The 19,105-nt window shown below is 65.0% G+C and carries 15 protein-coding genes; 9 read left to right on the top strand and 6 right to left on the bottom strand.

The window, feature by feature from the left end:
• Positions 1–26: 26 nt before the first annotated feature.
• Both M0534_RS07730 and M0534_RS07725 read right to left on the bottom strand, forming a co-directional pair.
• Entirely contained in the window at positions 27–647 is a 621-nt protein-coding gene (locus M0534_RS07730; protein WP_248567849.1) for a class II aldolase/adducin family protein, read from the bottom strand.
• Positions 648–657: 10 nt separating this feature from the next.
• Positions 658–954, bottom strand: coding sequence for a hypothetical protein (locus M0534_RS07725; protein WP_248567848.1), 297 nt, complete (start codon positions 952–954; stop codon positions 658–660).
• A 369-nt stretch (positions 955–1,323) separates the two neighbouring features.
• On the opposite strand from M0534_RS07725, the gene M0534_RS07720 reads away from it, so the two are divergent.
• Together M0534_RS07720 and M0534_RS07715 are read left to right on the top strand one after the other, a co-directional pair.
• On the top strand, positions 1,324–2,445 hold the full coding sequence (locus M0534_RS07720) for a PQQ-dependent sugar dehydrogenase (RefSeq protein ID WP_248567847.1): 1,122 nt from the start codon (positions 1,324–1,326) through the stop codon (positions 2,443–2,445).
• 313 nt (positions 2,446–2,758) lie between these two features.
• Positions 2,759–4,018, top strand: a complete 1,260-nt coding sequence (locus M0534_RS07715) for a D-amino acid dehydrogenase (protein ID WP_248567846.1) — start codon at positions 2,759–2,761, stop codon at positions 4,016–4,018.
• A 24-nt stretch (positions 4,019–4,042) separates the two neighbouring features.
• Here M0534_RS07715 and M0534_RS07710 read toward each other — a convergent pair whose 3' ends face one another.
• From M0534_RS07710 to M0534_RS07700, 3 genes are all read right to left on the bottom strand, one after another.
• Positions 4,043–6,784 (bottom strand): bifunctional diguanylate cyclase/phosphodiesterase, encoded by a 2,742-nt coding sequence (locus M0534_RS07710; RefSeq protein WP_248567845.1) that lies wholly within the window; start codon positions 6,782–6,784, stop codon positions 4,043–4,045.
• Positions 6,781–7,977, bottom strand: coding sequence for an NAD(P)/FAD-dependent oxidoreductase (locus M0534_RS07705; protein ID WP_248567844.1), 1,197 nt, complete (start codon positions 7,975–7,977; stop codon positions 6,781–6,783). The genes M0534_RS07710 and M0534_RS07705 overlap by 4 nt, the downstream gene beginning before the upstream one ends.
• Positions 7,978–8,048: 71 nt before the next feature.
• On the bottom strand, positions 8,049–11,678 hold the full coding sequence (locus tag M0534_RS07700; RefSeq protein ID WP_248567843.1) for a hydantoinase B/oxoprolinase family protein: 3,630 nt from the start codon (positions 11,676–11,678) through the stop codon (positions 8,049–8,051).
• Between the two features lie 169 nt (positions 11,679–11,847).
• On the opposite strand from M0534_RS07700, the gene folE reads away from it, so the two are divergent.
• Genes folE through M0534_RS07685 form a run of 3 tightly spaced genes read left to right on the top strand, consistent with a single transcriptional unit; the run spans position 11,848 to position 13,297 of the window.
• Positions 11,848–12,402, top strand: coding sequence for a GTP cyclohydrolase I FolE (folE, locus tag M0534_RS07695; protein WP_248567842.1), 555 nt, complete (start codon positions 11,848–11,850; stop codon positions 12,400–12,402).
• 4 nt (positions 12,403–12,406) lie between these two features.
• Positions 12,407–12,829 (top strand): dihydroneopterin triphosphate 2'-epimerase, encoded by a 423-nt coding sequence (gene folX, locus M0534_RS07690; RefSeq protein ID WP_248567841.1) that lies wholly within the window; start codon positions 12,407–12,409, stop codon positions 12,827–12,829.
• 12 nt (positions 12,830–12,841) lie between these two features.
• On the top strand, positions 12,842–13,297 hold the full coding sequence (locus M0534_RS07685) for a DUF3429 domain-containing protein (protein WP_248567840.1): 456 nt from the start codon (positions 12,842–12,844) through the stop codon (positions 13,295–13,297).
• Here M0534_RS07685 and M0534_RS07680 read toward each other — a convergent pair.
• Complete coding sequence (locus tag M0534_RS07680; RefSeq protein ID WP_248567839.1) at positions 13,288–14,649, bottom strand: KamA family radical SAM protein; 1,362 nt, start codon at positions 14,647–14,649, stop codon at positions 13,288–13,290. The genes M0534_RS07685 and M0534_RS07680 overlap by 10 nt on opposite strands.
• Before the next feature lie 308 nt (positions 14,650–14,957).
• Between M0534_RS07680 and M0534_RS07675 the strand changes: the two genes are divergently transcribed.
• The 4 genes from M0534_RS07675 (at position 14,958) to M0534_RS07660 (ending at position 18,735) form a co-directional block, all read left to right on the top strand.
• A complete protein-coding gene (locus tag M0534_RS07675) occupies positions 14,958–15,332 on the top strand; it encodes a phasin family protein (protein ID WP_248567838.1) in 375 nt (124 codons plus the stop codon).
• A 222-nt stretch (positions 15,333–15,554) separates the two neighbouring features.
• Positions 15,555–17,294, top strand: a complete 1,740-nt coding sequence (locus M0534_RS07670; protein WP_248567837.1) for a potassium/proton antiporter — start codon at positions 15,555–15,557, stop codon at positions 17,292–17,294.
• Positions 17,291–17,842, top strand: a complete 552-nt coding sequence (locus M0534_RS07665; RefSeq protein ID WP_248567836.1) for a DUF2058 domain-containing protein — start codon at positions 17,291–17,293, stop codon at positions 17,840–17,842. Before M0534_RS07670 ends, M0534_RS07665 begins: the two co-directional genes overlap by 4 nt.
• 11 nt (positions 17,843–17,853) lie before the next feature.
• Positions 17,854–18,735 carry an ATP-binding protein gene (locus M0534_RS07660; protein WP_248567835.1) on the top strand — a complete coding sequence of 294 codons (882 nt, stop codon included), beginning with the start codon at positions 17,854–17,856 and terminating at the stop codon, positions 18,733–18,735.
• Positions 18,736–19,105 lie beyond the last annotated feature (370 nt).

Genomic DNA, 19,105 nt, shown 5'->3' with positions numbered 1-19,105 from the left:
CCTGGGCGGTGGACCGGGGGCGCCGGTTACGCGGTGAGCGCGCAGGCCAGGGCCGCGACCAACAGCCCACCCGCCGTGTCCTCATCCGGGCCGAAGGCAATAACGCCGTCCTCGTGGCCACCCATCGCAAACACGCCGGAATCAGCCATGCCGGCAGCATCGAGAAGTCGGGCCACTTCGGCCGCCATGGCGGGCGTGCCGTAGGTCACGGCGGCATCGGTGACGGCCAGTCCGAGGTTCGTCGCACGCTGCCAGATCTCACTGCTGTGGCCGTGCAGGACGCAGCCCGCCTGCGGCCGGGCACGATACACGGCGCCGTGGGTCAGCGCCTCCGACGATGGTCGGACCGGACCGCTGGCTTCGACGCGATTGACCGTCGGGTCGCAGTCCGTCACCTGGCAATAACCGTCCACGGCCAGGGATTCGCGCTCGCCGGTCTGGGTACCCGAGATGATGAAACCGCTGCCCCGGCGGCAACTGACGTTGCCGAAACCCAGGCCACCGTAACGCGCCGGATCACGGCCGATCAGCTGCAGCCGATGAAGGACCCCGCGCCAGCCATCCAGCAGGGCCACGGCATCCCGGGGCGGTGGCGCGCCGGGCCTGAAGCGGAGGTCGAACTGGATGACACCCTCTTGCTCCGTCACCGCGTCCGCCTCAGGCACTCCCGGCAGTCATGTCATCGGGGGAATGGAAATACTCGCTATTGCGTGCCATTTCCTCGGCATGGCCGAGCAGTTCCCGCAGGCGCCATTCCGCGGTCCGCAGGCTGGCGCAGTCGGTGCAACGGGGATCCTCGCAGGGCTGGTGGGCATACAGCCAGAAATGTATCGCCCCGGCCAGCAGACCGGCTGCAACCTCCTGCATGTCTGCCTCGGACTCGTCCTCGACCAGTTCGTTGCCCAGTTCCACAAGCCGCCGCGCGGCCTCATCATAGCTTGAATGCTGACTCATGCCGGATCCGTTGTTCCTCTGCCATCGCTCCCCGGGCCTGATGCCCCGACGCGTCATGCCATTCTGGCCCGCGCAGTCTATCGCAGATCTCCGGCAGCAACCGACGTCAATTCCCATCGGGCCGGAGCGGAAACGCAGGTTGTTGATTTTTCTGGTTAATGAAAAATTGATGAAAAGTTCACCGGACTAACGCAAGTGCCTAGTGGACAAGGCCTCAGCCGCACTTGCCCGTGCTTCGTCCACACACTTGTCCACAGCTTCTGTGGATAAGGGAGAGACGGACCGACTTCAGGCCATACCGAACATGCGCTGCCCGGCCTGGTCCATACTGGCGTGCGGGAAACGGCCAAGCTGAACGGAGGGTCCGTCATGTACCGATGTATTCCGGCAATGATCGTGCTGCTCGGCGTCGCGGGTCTGGCCATCGCGGAAACCCGCTATCAGAGCGAACAGCATGAATTCATCGTCGAGACCCTGCGCGACGACCTGCGACATCCCTGGGGTCTGAGCTTTCTGCCGGATGGCGACATGCTGGTGACCGAACGCGGCGGCCGCCTGCTGCGAATCTCGGCGGACGGCAGCGAAAGCACCGCGGTTGCCGGCGTACCCGATGTGCATGTCGCGAACCAGGCGGGCTTGCTCGATGTGGCCTTGCACCCGGATTTCGACGACAACCAGCTGGTCTACCTGAGCTACAGCAGCCCGGATGGTCAGGCAGCACGGACCGCGCTCGGGCGCGGACGCCTGGACGGCGACCGGCTGCAGGATTTCGAGGAAATCTTTGCCGCCAGCCCAGCGCTCGGAGGTGGTCGCCATCTGGGCAGCCGGATCGTCTTCGACGAGGACGGCACACTGTTCCTGAGCGTCGGTGATCGCGGTCAGCGGGACATGGCGCAGGATCCCGCCGACCACGTCGGCACGGTGCTGCGCCTGAATGAGGACGGCAGCGTTCCGGAGGACAACCCGTTCGTCGGCGACTCGGAACGGCGGCCGGAGATCTTCAGCTATGGCCACCGCAATCCTCAGGGCATGATCCGGCATCCGGACAGCGGCGAGATCTGGATCAACGAACACGGGCCGCGCGGCGGCGACGAACTGAATCGCCTGCAGGCCGGCCTCAACTACGGCTGGCCCGAGGTCACGCTCGGCACCGAGTATTCCGGGCCCAGTATCGGGGTCGAGGAAAAGGAAGGCATGGAGCCGCCCGTGTATCACTGGACGCCCTCCATCGCACCCTCGGGCATGGCCTACTACGATGGCGAGGCCTTCCCGGAGTGGCGCGGCAACCTGTTTGTCGGCGCGCTGGCGCATACCCACCTGGCACGCCTGACCATGGATGGCGACCAGGTGGTATCGGAAGAGCGACTGCTGGATGATGCGGGTTGGCGGATCCGCGACGTCCGCCAGGGCCCCGACGGCGCACTCTATCTGCTGGTGGATGCGCGAGACGGCCGCCTGGTCCGGCTAAGCCCCGCCGACTCGGACAGTTAAGGAAACACTGATCTATTCCCGCGTCTGCGCCCGAGACCGGTTTTGGTCATCTGGCAAGGCGCGGTGCCGGTTCGGTAGCCGTAGCTACCGGGCCGGTGACGCAACACAGCCAGGGGCAAAACCGGCCGGGCCCTTCGGGTTGGGCCGCATTTTCCCGATTGCTGTGTTGCGCTGCTTGACCGCAGAATGACTGCAGCACTGCGCAGCGCGCCTTGCCTCGGAAAAAATGCGGACTCCAACGCAGGCGTGCGAATAGATCAGTGTTTCCTTAGGGCAAAGGCCGGTTTTTTCTCGCTTCCGGGATCAACGCTGCATGCGCATTCTCATCATCGGTGCCGGCCTCGCCGGCGTCACCACGGCCTGGTTTCTGCAGGACAGAGGCCATCAGGTTCGCCTGTTCGACCGGCAACCGACGGCCGCCAACGAAACCAGCTTCGCCAACGGTGGCCTGCTGCACGCCAGCCATGCCGAGCCCTGGAATGCGCCGGGAGTTCTCGGGCAGTTGCTGCGCTGGATCGGGCGGGAGGATTCGCCGCTGTTGCTGCGGCCACGGGCGCTGCCGGGTCTGATGCGCTGGGGCCTGGGGTTTCTGCGTTACAGCCGGCCTCAGCACTACCGCCTAGGCATGCAGCGCAATGCCGCGCTGGCCCTGCACAGCATCGCCGTGCTGCGTGAGCTGCGCCGAGAGCTGGACCTGCGCTACGACGATCGCCAGAACGGGATCCTGAAGATCTTCCGGGATCAGCAGACGCTGGATGGCGCGGTGGACAACAGCCGCACCATGGCGGACGTCGGACTGCGCCACACGGTCCTCGATTCACGGCAGGCAGTGGCGCTGGAACCGGCACTTGCCGATTGTGCGCACGAGCTGAGCGGCGCAATCTACTTTCCGGAGGACGAGAGCGGCGATGCCCACCTGTTCTGCCAGGCCCTGATCGAGCGGTTTCGGCGAGCCGGCGGTGAGCTGGAATTGCAGACCTCGGTTTCGCGCATGCTTCGCAAGGGTGACCGGATCGAGGGCGTTCAGACCGATGCCGGGGTACAGACCGCCGACTGCTATGTACTCGCAGCCGGCAGCTTCAGCACGCAACTGGCCGCGACCGCTGGCCTGCGCCTGCCGATCTATCCGGTCAAGGGCTACTCGCTGACCGCCGAGCTGCCGGACTGGGGAGGGGCGCCGGCCATTCCGCTGATCGACGATGGCAACAAGGTGGTGATGGGCATGCTCGGCAGCCGCCTGAGAATGGCGGGGACTGCCGAATTCAATGGCTTCGACCTGTCGCTGAGCGAGGCGCGAAGCGACTATGTGCTGCGCCAGTGCCTGAAGACGTTTCCCTCGCTGGCGGATCGACTGGAGCTGGCGGACGCCAGCCCCTGGTGCGGGCTGCGCCCGATGACCATGGACGGCCCGCCGATCCTCGGACCCAGCCCGCTGCGCGGCCTTTACCTGAATTGCGGCGCCGGGCATCTTGGCTGGACCCTGGCCTGCGGCAGCGGCCAGCTGGTGGCGGATCTGATCAGCGGCGAACCACCGGCGATGGACGCGGAGGCATACAGCCTGGCGCGGTTCTGAGTCAGGTCGCGACTCGACTCTGCTTCAATCCGGCCGGGACATCCCACGCAGGCGGTCTTCGATGGCGGTCAGTTCCGCGGTCGGATCCTCCATCGGCGGCAGAAACAGATTGCCCTGCATCAGATTGCAGCCCAGGCGCAACAGCAGGCGGAATTCGCTGACACGCTCGACGCCCTCGATGATCATGTCCAGCCCACCGAGCTGGCTGGTGGCCGTACGCAGGGTATTCAGGAACAGCATGGCCATGCCCCGTTGCTCCTCGTCACCAGCGCGAACATCCGCCATGAACTTGCGGTCCACCTTCAGTGCATCCACGGGCATGCGCCGCAGGCCGGCCAGCGCGCCATGATGGATGCCGAAGTCATCCAGCACGATCTGCAAGCCGGGCAAGCGGTGCCGCAGGTTATCCAGCTGCTCCACGCTGTGTCGGAAGTTACGCAGCACGTGCCCTTCCTGCACCTCCAGTTCCAGCGCACTGGCCGGCAGGCCGCGCGCGGCCAGCAACTGCTCCAGCTGCCCCGCCAGGTCCGGACTCCGCAGGGTGCTGCCGGACAGGTTCCAGCAGAAGCGGAGATCCGGGAATGCCCGCCGCCAGCCAAGCAGGTGATCGAGCCCCCGTTGGAGCACGCGGAAGTCGATCTGGGAGATCAATCCCGATTGCTCGGCCACCGGAATGAAGTCCTCTGCAACGATCAGGCCCCGCTCGGGGTGGCGCCAGCGAACGAAACCCTCGACACCCAGCAAGCGGCCGGCGGCAGCGTCCACCCGCGGCTGGAAATACGCGTGAATACTGCCATCGTCCGCCGTCAGGGCCTCGTTTAACTGGCGACCGGTGAGCAGCATGCGGTGCGCCTGCTCGGACATCTGGCGATTGAAGAAGCGGATGCCGTTCTTGCCGTCGTCCTTCGCCGCATACATCGCGGAGTCCGCGGCCTTCAGCAGGCCGTCCGCATCCTCGGCATCCACCGGATACAGACTGATACCGACGCTGGGCGGAGTCCGCAAACGTTTGCCGTCCACAATCACGTCCTGGGCCAGGGCGTCGAGGATCTTGCGCCCGACGCTGATCGCGTCCCGCCGTTCCGGCACTGCCGTGACCACCACGAATTCATCGCCACCCAGGCGTGCCACCAGATCCGTCTCGCGCACGCAGCCGCGCAGCCGTTGCGCCACCTCGCGCAGCAGACGATCGCCGATCTCGTGCCCCAGGGTGTCATTGATCAGCTTGAAATCATCCAGATCAAGCAGCAGCACCGCCATCAGGCCGTTGGATCGCCTGGCCTCATCAATGGACTTCCGCAGGTGATCCTGCAACCGCTCGCGATTGGCCAGTCCGGTCAGCGGATCCCGGGAGGCGCGCTCCTGCAGGTCCCGCACCATTCGGGAATGCGATACCGCCAGGGAAATCAGATCACCGAATTCGCGGGAAAAGCCGTAATGCCCGTCGGCAGGCTGCATCGCGCCCCGCCACAGGAGCACCAGGGCGCCCGGCGTCCGGCCGCGGTCGTCGACATAGGGTTCGACCAGCAGGCCCCGATAACCGCTGGCCTGCAGTGCAGCCTGGACGTCCTCGCCAAGATCCTGCACAGCGCTGTCGACGACAAGCCGGCGTTGTTCCTGCCGTGCCTGCATCACGACGCCGCTCTCGGCGCCGAGCAGCAGGCGACTGACGGCACCGTCGACCGGCTTGGCGTCAGTGGCCCGCAGTATCGCTGGTTCACCGTCGTCGTCCTCGCCGACGACCATGGCCTCCATACCGGGAAATTCGCGCTCCAGGCCGCGGCAGACCGCGTCGACGCTGGCATGCAGCGGCCAATGCTGAATGATGCCCTCGAGCACCTCGGCACGCAGCGTGGAGAGCCGCTCGGCCCGTTCCTGGGCACTGACATCCATGATCACGTTCATCAGCAGCCCGCGGTCCTCCTGGCCCCGCAGGCTACGCACCGTGATCCTCACATCGCGCCAACCACCGCTGCCGGCAGGCAGACTGAACAGGCCGCTACGATCCCTGTTCTGCGCCCGAACCGAAGCCAGTATCTGGTCATAGCGGTTCCGCTCTTCCTTCCTCAGCAGCTCCCGAATGCCGCGCCCGACCAAGTCTTCGGCATTCGCCTGAGACAGCTCGGAGAAATACTGATTCTGCTCAAGCAACACACCATCCGCGTCGGTAACCGCCATGCCAGCCCGCGCCGTCTGATAGATGCTGTCGAGCAGGTCCTCCCGGGCTCGCAGGCGCTTTTCCGTCTGTTGCAGATCAACCAGCGCAGCGCGCAACTCGATCATCGCGACCACCGCCTTGGCCAGATCCTGCAGTCGCTGCACGGCCTCGGTATCGACGCCATCGCGGGCCTGGCGATCAATCACGCACAGGGTTCCGAGCACATTGCCCGCACTGTCGATCAGCGGTGCGCCGACATAGAACCGGATGTACGGCTTGCCAGTGACCAGGGGATTGTCACGAAACCGGGCATCGCTGCTGGCGTCGAGGATGGTGATCACATCCGCCGCCCGCACGGCATACTCGCAGAAGGCGTGACGGCGATCCGTCTGGCGAACGTCCAGCCCGACCGCCGCCTTGAACCACTGGCGGTCCTGATCGACCAGGCTGACCAGCCCGATGGGTGCATCGAAAAGATGCGCCGCGAACCGGGCAAGGCGATCGAACTGGTCTTCCGGCGGGGTATCGAGTATCGCGTAATGCCGAAGCGCGGCGATCCGCTTCACCTCGCGAGCCTGACGGGCGGCGCTCGCCGCTGCATCGGTCATTCCCGGTCTCCCCCGGTCTCAGGGTCTGTTCCCGCATCCACACCGGCCGCGATCAGCGGCGGCATCTCCCGGCTGAGCGCCATGCGCTCGCGGATTCGCTTGCCGGTCAGATAAAAGCCCTGCAACACGCCGGCGGAGTCACGGAATTCCCCACGCAGGTCGGCACCAGTGCCATTGTGCTGCCACCGGCCCGAGGCGTCGTGATCCGGTGGCCATGCCACTATACGGAAACAGGAGGTTTTCACCGTGACCGGCATCACGGGGTAGTGCACTGCGGTCCGCTCTCCAGCAAGGGTCCTTGCAAGGCTGCGCGCGGCGTTGGTCAACGGTGCCACATAGCAAAGCGAGTAACCCTCGACCTGGGCACAATCGCCAAGCGCAAAAATGCTGTCGTCAGAGGTGGCCAGGAAGCGATCAACCTTGATCCCGCGATCAACGTCCAGACCGGCCTCGAGCGCCAGATCGGTCCTGGGGCGCAAGCCAACGGCGCTCAGTACCAGCGCTGCGCGCAGTCCGGTACCGTCCGAGAGCTGCGCCCGAACACCCTCGCCATGCCGTTCCACCGTCTCGACGGTGCACCCCGGATGCAATTTCACGCCGAGGTCCTGCAGCGCTTTGGCCAGGCCCTGCCCTGCTGGTCCCGGCAACAATGCCGGCAGCGGCAGCTCCTCCGGATAGACCAGATCCACGCCGTATCCCGCCTCGGCCAGGTCGTTCGCGAATTCGCAGCCGATCAGCCCGCCACCGACCAACAATACCCGGCCCTCATCACCAAGCGCCTCACGAAAGGCAGCATACTGCTGCAGGTTGTTGACCTGATGCACCCGCCCATCGGATCGATCCTCGAACGGCAGCGGCAACGGATCGGCGCCGATAGCCAGGACCAGCAGATCGTAGTCCAACTGCCCATCATCGAAGACCAGCTGCCGGGTCTGGGTCTCGATCGCCCGGACGTCGACGCCGGTCAGCACGTCCGCCTGCAGTGACTCGGCCATGGCCTCGGCACTGGCCTGCGCCAGCTCGGCAGCGGTCTGTCCCTTGCGCAGGGCGTTGGACAACATCGGTTTCGAGTAGGAAACCCCGTCATCGGAGGTCACCAGGGTCAACCGCGCCTCCGGCGCCAGGGAGCGGAACTCGCGGGCCGTGGTATAGCCGGCAAGCCCGGTTCCGATGATCACCACATGGTCCTGCATGGTCCTACCCTCCTTAAGGAAGCACTGACCTATTTTCGCGCCTGCGCGAAAATAGGTCAGTGCTTCCTTCATCATTCGGCGGCACCGAAGCCACCGCCGCCGGGCGTCCGCACCACCAGGATATCGTCCACCGCGACCGCCTCACTGTCACGCCCGGTGAGTGGGGTCCGCCGGCCGTCGGCGTGCAGGATCCAGTCCTCGCCGCAAGCCGCATCGCCGCCGCCGGCGCGACCACGCGGTGGCTGTCGCCGGCTGTTGGCTAGCAGGGCGATTTGCATCGGCTCGAGAAACCGGATGCGGCGCTCAACCCCATTGCCCCCCGGCCAGCGGCCCGAGCCTGCCGAGTCCTGACGAATGCGAAACGCCTCAAGGCGTACGGGGAAGCGCGACTCCAACACTTCCGGGTCGGTCAGGCGGCTATTGGTCATGTGCACCTGGACGGCACTGGCGCCGGCAAAACCATCACCGGCGCCGGCGCCACCGCACAGGGTTTCGTAGTGCTGGTAGCGCGTATTGCCGAAGGTCAGGTTGTTCATCGTGCCCTGGCTGTCCGCGAGGCGGCCGCAGGCCGCGTAAAGTGCATCGGTCACGACCTGGCTGACCTCGACATTGCCGGCAACCACCGCGGCCGGATGTCGGGGGCGCAACATGCACCCCTCCGGCACACGCAAGGTCACCGGTTTCAGACAGCCATCGTTCAGCGGAATGGCGTCCGCCACCAGTGTACGCAACACATACAACACCGCTGCCCGTGTGACCGCCAGTGGTGCGTTGAAGTTGCCGGACTGCTGCGCGCTGGTGCCGGCGAAGTCCACGCTCAGATGGCGTGCCTGGTGATCAACCGTGAACCGGACCCGGATCCTGGCGCCGTTATCCATCTGCTTTTCTGCGACGCCGTCGGACAAGCCATCGATCACCCGCCGCACCTGCTCTTCGGCGTTATCCTGCACATGTCCCATGTAGGCCGCGACCACGGAATGACCGAACTGGCGGATCAGCGCCGCCAGTTCTTCGGCGCCGCGCGTATTCGCCGCGAGCTGCGCCTGCAAATCGTTGATGTTCTGATCGATATTGCGCGACGGGTGCGGGCCGGCCGTGAAATGCCGGCGCAGGGAGTCCTCCAGCAAGTGTCCGTCACGGACCGCGGGCGTTACCCCGAACAGCACGCCTTCCTGGTCAATGTGACGACTGTGCGCCGGCATCGACCCCGGCGTGATGCCGCCGACATCCGCATGGTGGGCACGGCTGGCAACGAGAAAAAGCAGTGTCTGGCCGGCGGAGTCGAACACCGGGCTGACCGTGGTGATGTCCGGCAGGTGGGTGCCGCCCTGGTAGGGGTCGTTCAGCAGGTAGGCATCGCCCGGCCGCAAGCCGTCGCCAACTGTCCGCAGGACGGCTCGCACACTCTCGCCCATCGACCCCAAATGCACCGGCACATGCGGCGCATTCGCCACCAGGTTGCCGTCGGCGTCGAACACGGCGCAGGAGAAATCCAAGCGTTCCTTGATATTCGTGGATTGTGCAGTCTGGCGCAATACGGCCCCCATCTGCTCGGCAACCGACATGAACAGATTGTTGAACACCTCCAGCATCACAGGATCCACCGCCGTATCGACGTTGGCGTCAGACGCCGGCTCGGCCTCGCGACGCAGCAGCAGCACCCCGCCAGGACGAACGCCGGCAGACCAGCCAGGCTCCAGCACGATGGTTGAATCCGGATCGGCGATGATCGCCGGGCCCTCCAGACACTGTTGCGCCTGTAGCGCCTGGCGCCGATAAACAGGTGTGCGCGGCCAGTCGCGTTGCGCCATCCGCGTCGGCACATGGCATTCGGGCGTCGCGGCTGCCGCTGCGAGGCCAGGCATCCCGGTTTCCGAGCCGAGCTCCGGCAGTTCGCCGGCGGCACGTGCCTCGACGGTAATACTTGCGACCACAAGCTCTCGCTGGGGAAGCGCGAAACCGTAGCGGTGCCGATGGCGTTCCGCAAACTGGCTGGCCATGGCATGCGCTGACCCCCAGTCCACCGTCAGACTGGTGTCATTACCCGCATAGCGCAGGCGCAGTTGCCGGACCAGACGCATTGCCGACGGCGCCGCGCCCTGTTCCTGCAGCATCCGGCGGGCTGATTCCTCGAGCCCGGCGAAGGCCTCCTCAAGCTCGTCCAGCCGGGTCACATCCAGCACCGCATCGACGCTGCGCTCACGCACCAGCCCCAACTCGGCGAGGCCCATGCCGTAGGCAGACAAGACCCCGGCCAGCGGATGCAGCAGCACCCGCCGCATTCCCAGGGCATCGGCCACCAGACAGGCGTGTTGCCCCGCGGCCCCGCCGAAGCAGTTCAACACGTAGTCGTCCAATGCGTGTCCACGCTGCACCGAAATACGCTTGATGGCATGTGCCATATTGTCCACGGCAATCCGGAGAAATCCCTCGGCAACCGCCTCCGGCCCCCGCTCGTCTCCGGTGTCCTGGTGGATCTCGTCGGCGAGCCGGGCAAAGCCCTCCACCACGGCCTCGCGGTCCAGCGGTTGGTCACCATGAGGCCCGAACACGGCCGGGAAGAATTCCGGTTGCAGCTTGCCCAGCATGACATTGCAGTCGGTCACAGTGAGCGGCCCGCCACGGCGGTAGCACGCCGGCCCCGGATTGGCACCGGCCGAGCGCGGGCCGACCCGGTAGCGGGTGCCGTCAAAGCCCAGGCAGGAACCACCGCCGGCAGCCACGGTGTGAATCTGCAACATCGGAATGCGCATGCGCACGCCGGCGACCACGGATTCAGAGCTACGCTCGTAGTCACCGCGACAATGCGACACATCGGTCGAGGTTCCGCCCATGTCGAAACCGATGACGCGGTCGAAACCCGCGGCCCGGGCAGTGCCCACGCAGCTGACGATACCGCCGGCCGGACCGGACAATATTGCGTCGCGCCCCTGGAAATGATCGGCATCGGTCAGCGTGCCGTCGGACTTCATGAACTGCAGCGGGGTCCTGCCCAGTGCTTCACGCAATTGCTGCACGTAGCGTCGCAGGATCGGTGACAGGTACGCGTCGACGACCGTGGTATCGCCGCGCGCGACGAAACGGATCAGCGGACTGACCTCATGCGAGGCACTGACCTGGCTGAAGCCCGCGGAACGGGCGAGCGCGGCAGCACGGCGTTCATGCTGGGAATAGCGGTAGCCATGCATGAACGCAATCGCACAGGACCGGAATCCGGCATCGCGCAGGCGTTGCAGCTCCGCCAGCAGGCCTTCCTCGTCGAGCGCCGCGACCACGGTGCCATCGGCGGCCAGGCGCTCATCCACCTCCACGGTGCAGCGCTGCAATTGTTCCGGCAGGCGGATATCCAGCGCGAAGATATCCGGCCGTGCCTGATAGCCGATGCGCAAGGCGTCGGCGAAACCACGGGTGACCAGCAGCACGGTGGCTTCACCCTGCCGCTCCAGCAAGGCGTTGGTCGCCACAGTGGTACCCATGCGGACCCGGCGCAGCAATTCCTCGGGGATCGGCTCGGACCGGCCAAGGCCAAGACTGCGGCGGATCCCCTCCAGCGCAGCATCCGGATACTGCTCCGGGTTGTCGGATAACACCTTGAGTCGACTCAGTGCGCCGGACGGGTCTCTGGCCACGATATCGGTAAAGGTGCCGCCGCGATCGACCCAGAATTCCCAGCCGGGTTCGGCTGCCGGCTTATCCGCCATGACGACCGGCCCAGACGCGCAGGGGGCACGGACCTGACTGATCCGTTACCATGACGGATTGAGCTGCGCAGCGCGATCTGCCAGCCACCGAAATACCATTTGTGTACAATTTATGTATAAGATTAAATGACGCCATGAAAATGAACCTGCCGCCGAAGGACCGCATCCGATGAGCATTGATATGGACAAGTGTTTCGCACAGATCATCACTGCCATCGGTGAAGATGTCGACCGAGAAGGCCTGGTCAAGACGCCGCACCGCGCCGCCGATGCATTTCGCTTCCTAACCCGGGGTTACCATCAGGACCTGGAAACCGTCGTCAACGAGGCGGTGTTCACCTCGGACAGTGACGAGATGGTCATCGTGCGGGACATCGAATTCTATTCCCTGTGCGAGCATCACCTGCTGCCATTCATCGGTCACGCCAATGTTGCCTACCTCCCCAACGGCAAGGTGATCGGACTGTCCAAGATCGCCAGGATTGTCGACATGTTTTCTCGCCGGCTGCAGATCCAGGAGAACATGACGCGGGAAATCGCCGAGGCATTGCTGCAGGCCACCGATGCCCACGGGGTCGCGGTACAGATCACCGCCCGCCATATGTGCATGATGATGCGTGGCGTCGGCAAGCAGAATTCCTCGATGAGCACCTCGGTGATGCTTGGCGCTTTCCGTGATTCGCAGTCCACCCGCAACGAGTTCCTGCAACTGATCGGACGTTGAACTCATGGCCAGCCCGACCCCGGAAAGTGGTATCAGAAAAACCGAGGGGCGGACGCTCGAGAGATCGCGCATCCGCATCAAGGAGTTGCGGCTGCGTACCTTTATCGGTTTCAACCCCGAGGAGCAGCAAAAGCTGCAGGACGTCGTGATCAACGTGCTGATCGAATACGACGCACTGAAGGCGGCGCGCTCGGATCAGCCGGAGGAAGCGCTCAACTACAAGACGGTGACCAAGCAGATCATCCGGCTGGTCGAGGAAAACCGCTTTCTGCTGCTGGAAAAACTGGTCCATGACGTGCTCAACTGCGCCATGGAGCATCCGTCCGTGGAGCGTGCCGAGGTCGAGATCGACAAGCCGCATGCCCTGCGTTTCGCGGATTCCGTATCGCTGACCATGAGTGCGCACCGTAACGACACGGGTGGTTGACCGGCCCACGCGATGAACGAGCTTGCCCGACCGATAGACGCGCAGACCCGTCGTACCGCCACCTGGCTGGGGTTGGCGGGGGTGCTGCCGTTCCTGCTCGGGGCAGTCTGGGCCTGGATCCTTGGCGGGGGCGACACGGCCGACTGGCTGTTACGGGCCGTAGCCGCCTATGCGGCAGTCATTCTGTCCTTTCTCGGCGGCGTGCATTGGGGGCTGGCGCTGCGCGACCCGGTTGCGGACAGCAGTCATTACATTGTCAGCGTGGTTCCGTCCCTGCTGGCATGGCTTGCGCTGCTTCTGCCATTGGGCCCGGCGCTGGCCATGCTCACCATCTGCTTCGTCGCGCAGCTGGTGGTGGACCTTCTGCGCCTGAAGCTGCCGGGCTGGTTTCGCAACCTGCGGGCGCTGCTGACGCTGCTGGTCGTGGCCGCGCTGGTGCTCGCCCTGCTGGCACGATATCAGGCCTGATTCAGCATCTCCCGGTATTCCGCCTCGTAGAAGAATTCCTTGTCGCCGAACGCCGGTCGCAACTGATTCAGCCAGGTCGCCTCGGGATCAAAGCGGGCAAAGAAGGGCCGCTGCACCCAATCCGGATTGCGCCCCTGGATGAAGCGCAGCACGAACACCTTTTCACCATGAATCTCCGTAACACCCTGGATTTCTACCTTGCCCGGATCGGCGCTCATCGACGGACCACGCGCGGTCCGGCCCAGGCCGGAGACCTGCTTCATCGCCTGCCGATAGACCTCCCAGGCACGGGCCAGCGGCACCTCGAAGTAGCGGCGGGCACCCGTATCGCGTTCGACAAACATATAGTAGGGGATGATCCCCAGCCGCACCTGCTTGCGCCAGAGCGCGGCCCAGTCCGCCGGATCGTTATTGATGTGGTTCAGCAACGGCCCCTGGGAACGGATCTCGGCGCCAGTATCCCGCAGTCGGCGAATCGCCTCTTCGGCAATGGCCGTGGAGATCTCCTGGGGATGGTTGTAATGGGCCATGATCGCCACATGGCGGCCGCTCGCCACCAGACGTTCCAGCAAGCGCAGCAGCTCATCGGCATCCTTGTCGGTTACGAAACGATAGGGCCAGAACGTCAGCGCCTTGGTACCAATACGTACAGTCTGCACGTGTTCGAGCCCGGGTTTCAGCAGGGGCTCCAGGTACTGCGCCAGGTTCCGGGTCTTCATCACCATCGGGTCGCCGCCGGTCATCAGCAGGTCGCTGACCTCCGGGTGGCTGCGCAGGTAGTCCAGCAGGCTGTCCGCCTCGTTGGAGGCGAAGCGCAGTTCCTTGTCACCGACGAACTGCGCCCAGCGGAAACAGAACGTGCAATAGGAATGGCAGACCTGGCCCTGGCTGGGAAAGAACAGCACCGTCTCGCGATACTTGTGCTGCATGCCCTCGACCGCCTCACCCTGGTGCTGGGGCACATTCAGTTCCATCTGCCCGGCCGGGTGCGGATTCAATGTACCCCGGATGTCCCGGGCTAGCTGCTGGATCTCGCCCCGATCACGATCTCGACGAATGGCCTCCGCCATGCGGGAAAAACTCTCCGGGGCCAGCATGTCCCGTTGCGGGAACACCAGCTGGAAGATGGGATCGTCCGGTACCCGATCCCAGTCGATGAGTTCCTCGACCACATAGTCGTTGACCCGGAACGGCAACACACTTGCCACCACCTGCATCGCGAAGCGCTGCGACTCCGGCAGGTGGGACACCCCGGGAATCCGGGCGAGATTGCGGGCGGTGAACACCTGAAAACGACGTCCGGAAAAGTCATTGGTCGAAGCCTGGTGACGAAGCGGAAGCGTGGAACTCACAGAGAATCCCCCTCGGTAAATCGATATCTTGCTGTTGGCTGGGGCATTGACGGCGCCGGCGGCCGGCTGCGTAACCGAACACCTGATCAAACGGGCGTCAGCGGCGAATGCCGAGCGAGACGGCCGGCGCGGACCAAACGGAGCCGCGGTCGAGTGAAACCTGTCAGGATACCCATGCGGAAGGCGGATGGCTAACCGGAGCTCCGGGATTCGGTCGATATATTGCAATGCAACAAATTGCCTGCTATATTGCATTGCAACATCACACAACCCGGGAGGTAGCGATGTACAACGAAATCTTTGGATCCGTGAACAAGCAGATTGAAGAAGTGACTGCGCCGGTTCGTGCCGCGCAGGAAGCCTTTGTCGAACATCTCGCCAGCCTGACCGAGTTCCACGTGGACGCGGTTCGGGGCTACAGCGAACTGGGCCTGAACCATCTGCGGGCCGTGCAGGGTATCGACAATCCGCAGACCCTGATCACCACCCAGAACGAATTGCTGAAGACCTTGGGTGAGCGTGTCAGCCAGGATCTGGGCACCCTGAGCAAGCTGCAGCAGGACTATGTCCAGCAGGTGCAGGGCCTGGCCGCCGAGACGGCCAAGACGGTCGAGGCCAAGGCCGAGAAGACCGTGCGCAAGACGGCTTCCACCAGCCGCGGCGGCGCCAAGAAGACCGCCTGATCGGCTGACCACAGCCAGACGTCGTGGACGCCCGCCTCGCGCGGGCGTTTTGTTTGTCCACCCCCCGGAAGCCAACGCAGGCGTGCGAATAAATCTTAACCGGTATACTGGTTGCCCGATTCGCGCCCGGATTCTGCCGCGAATCGACCGACTGGCGCCGGCAGCGCGCCGCTCCACGCACTCAGGCCGCACTGGCGGCGTCGCGACAAGGGCATTCAACAGGTGGACTTCGCCAACCAGATCATCCTGATTGCCGGTCTCCTGTTTCTGGTCAGCATCCTAGCCAGCGTCATCTCAAGCCGTATCGGTGCACCGCTGCTGCTGGTGTTCCTGCTAATCGGCATGCTCATGGGCGAGAGCGGGCCGGGCGGCATCGAGTTCCACGACTTTCCCACCGCCTACCTGATCGGCAGCCTGGCGCTGGCGGTCATCCTGTTCGACGGCGGCCTGCGTACCAAGGTGGAAACCTTCCGCGTCGGCCTGCGACCCGCGGTCACACTGGCCACGCTCGGCGTCCTGCTGACCGTAGGCATCACCGGCCTGCTCACCGCACTGGTGCTGGACCTGCCGCTGATCGTGGGCCTGCTGATTGCCGCCATCGTCGGTTCCACCGATGCGGCGGCGGTTTTCTACCTGCTGCGTGCGCACGGTCTGGAGCTCAAGCAGCGGGTCGGGGCCACGCTGGAAATCGAGTCGGGCAGCAATGACCCGATGGCCATCTTCCTGACCATCGCGCTGGTGGAGTTCATTGTCGGCGAGCACACCAGTCTGGGTGTCGGCCTGGCGGTGGAATTCGTCCAGCAGATGGGCATCGGCGCTGTAATCGGCCTCAGCGGCGGCCTTCTGTTACAGCTATTGATCAACCGGATTCGACTGACCCCGGGCCTCTACCCGCTACTCGCAGTGTCCGGTGCGCTGCTGCTGTTCGGCGCCGCCGCGGTGCTGGAAGGCAGCGGCTTCCTCGCCGTCTACCTGGCCGGCATCCTGCTCGGCAACCGGCCGCTGCAAAGTGCGCAGAATATCCGCCGCTTTCACGACGGGCTCGCCTGGCTCGCACAGATCATCATGTTCCTGATGCTCGGACTGCTGGTCACGCCGCGGGAATTGCTCGAGGTCGCAGTGCCGGCACTGGTGGTGGCCGCCATCCTGATCCTGCTGGCGCGACCGCTGGCCGTGGTCGCCTGCCTGCTGCCGTTCCGCTTCCCCTGGCGGGAACAGTTGTTCGTGGGCTGGGTGGGGCTGCGCGGCGCGGTACCCATCCTGCTGGGTTTGTTGCCGTTCCTGGCCGGCGCCGAAGGCGCGGCCATGTATTTCAACATCGCCTTCTTCGTGGTGCTGATCTCGCTGGTGGTGCAGGGCTGGACCGTGGCACCGCTTGCCCACTGGCTGCAGCTCGACGTGCCGCCGCGCAGCCGTGTCGTCCACCGGCTTGAACTGGACCTGCCCGGGCAGGCCGAATTCGAACTGGTCGGCTACACCATCGAAGCGGACAGCCCGGCCGTCTACAAGATGGTCGGGCGACTGACGCTGCCCGAGAACACGCGGATCGTCACCGTCGTGCGTCAGGGTGAACCGTTGGCCGACGCCTGCGATGACATCCTGCAGGTGAACGATTACGTCTACGTGCTTACCTCGCCGGACCGGCTGCCGGCGCTCGACCGGGTGTTCGTCGCCGAACATGGGCCGGCGCGACTGGAGGAACACGTCTTTTTCGGCGATTTCGTGCTCAATGGGGAGACCGACCTGGACGACCTGGCGGGCGCCTACGGCCTGGATATCCCGGACCGCAAGGACAGTGACCGGGATCTGAACAGCTACCTGCTGCGCCTGTTCAAGAATCAGGCAGTGGTCGGTGACCGGGTGCGCCTGAACAACATGGAGTTCGTGGTCCGGGAGATGGACAATGGACAGATCACCAGAGTGGGTCTGAAGATCCGTCGGCAAGCGGGAGAGAAACGGTGAGCGATGCATTGCGTGACCAGCTGCTCAAGGCCGGGCTGGCAGACGAGAAAACCGTGAAGAAGGTTGACCGGGAGGCACGCAAGGGCCGCAACCGGCGCAAGAAGGGCGAGCGCACCGAGGTCGAGACCCGGACTGCCGCCGCCCGGGCCGAGGCGGAGGCCAAGCGGCAGGCGCGCAAGGAACGCGACCGGCAGTTGAATCGGGAACGCAATGCGCAGCAGGCGGCAACTGCGAGCCGTGCCCAGGTCGACGACCTGCTGAAACAGCATGCGCTGTCCATGCGTGATGGCGACCGTGCGTTTCACTTCACCGAGGACGGCAAGGTCAGGCGCGTCCACGTCACCCGGGAACAGCAGATGGGCCTGAGCGCCGGGCGCCTGGCCATCGTGCGGCACCGCGACCGCTACCACCTGCTGCCGATCGGTGCGGCCGAGATGGTCCGGCAGCGTGCACCGGAGGCGTTTCTGTATGTTCCGCAGTCCAGTGCCAGCGAGGCTGATGACCCCTTCTACGCGGACTTCCCGATCCCCGATGATCTTGACTGGTAGTGGGCAGGGGCATGGATGAGCTGAAACCACTGCTGGCACACGCCGACCGGCTGCTGTACCGGCTGGAACGCCTGCTTCCCGAGGCCCGGGATGCGGCACCCGACTGGACGGCCAGCAATGCCTTCCGCTGGTACCGGACTTCAGGCGGCGGCCATCTGCATGCGATCCCGAAACCGCATGCGATCAGCGCATCCCGTTTGCAGCGCATCGACCGGCAGCGACAGCGCCTGGACCGCAACACCCGCCAGTTCGTCAACGGCCTGCCGGCCAACAACGCCCTGCTCTGGGGCTCCCGCGGCACCGGCAAGTCATCGCTGGTCAAGGCGATGCTGCAGGATTACGCGGCACAGGGGCTGCGGCTGATCGAGGTCAGCCCGGCGGACCTGGTGGATCTGCCGTGGATCATCGAGCAGGTCACCGACCGGCCGGAACGCTTCATCCTGTTCTGCGACGACCTGTCATTCGAGGCGGACGACCCGGGCTACAAGGCCTTGAAGGCGAGCCTGGACGGCTCGCTCAGCGTGGCGCCGGAGAACCTGTTGATCTATGCCACCTCCAACCGCCGCCACCTGCTGCCGGAATCCATGCGCGACAATCTGGACAGCCATCACGTGGACGGCGAGTTGCATCATGGCGAGGCGGTGGAGGAGAAGATCTCCCTGTCCGAACGCTTCGGGCTCTGGATCGCCTTCCGCCCGTTCGACCAGGACGCGTACCTGGACATCGTCGACAACTGGCTCCGGCATTACGGGCTGGGCCTGGGCCACGCCCCCGACACCCGCGAACGCGCACTGCGCTACGCCCTGGAACGCGGCTCCCGCAGCGGCCGCGTTGCAGCACAGTTCGCCCGCGACTACGCGGGCCTTGTGGGTCTGGAGGAGCGGGACGCCTGAAGAGCCGATCCAAGGCCATAAATGCAGCCACGGCGAGGCCGGTGCTGGTGGTCGCCGTGGAGGAACGTCGGCCGCAAGGACGCGGCCGTCGAGCCCCACGGACGGTGTTGGCGTTTCCGGAACGGCGACCACCAGCACCGGCCGGACGAAGCCACAGACGTTCCGACTTCGACGCCGGGGCGACAAATGCCGGCTCCGGAACCGCCATTAAGGAAACACTAATGTATTCCCGCGACTGCGCCCGAGACCGGTTTCGGTCATCTAGCAAGGCGCGGTGCCGGTTCGGTAGCCGTAGCTACCGGGCCGGTGACGCAACACAGCCAGGGGCCGAAACCGGCCGGGCCCTTCGGGTTGGGCCGCATTTTCCCCG

Origin of the sequence: Methylonatrum kenyense, assembly GCF_023195885.1 — a bacterium.
In the GTDB taxonomy this organism is placed as follows: Bacteria; Pseudomonadota; Gammaproteobacteria; order Nitrococcales; family Aquisalimonadaceae; genus Methylonatrum; species Methylonatrum kenyense.
This window is presented reverse-complemented; position numbering and strand designations above follow the sequence as displayed.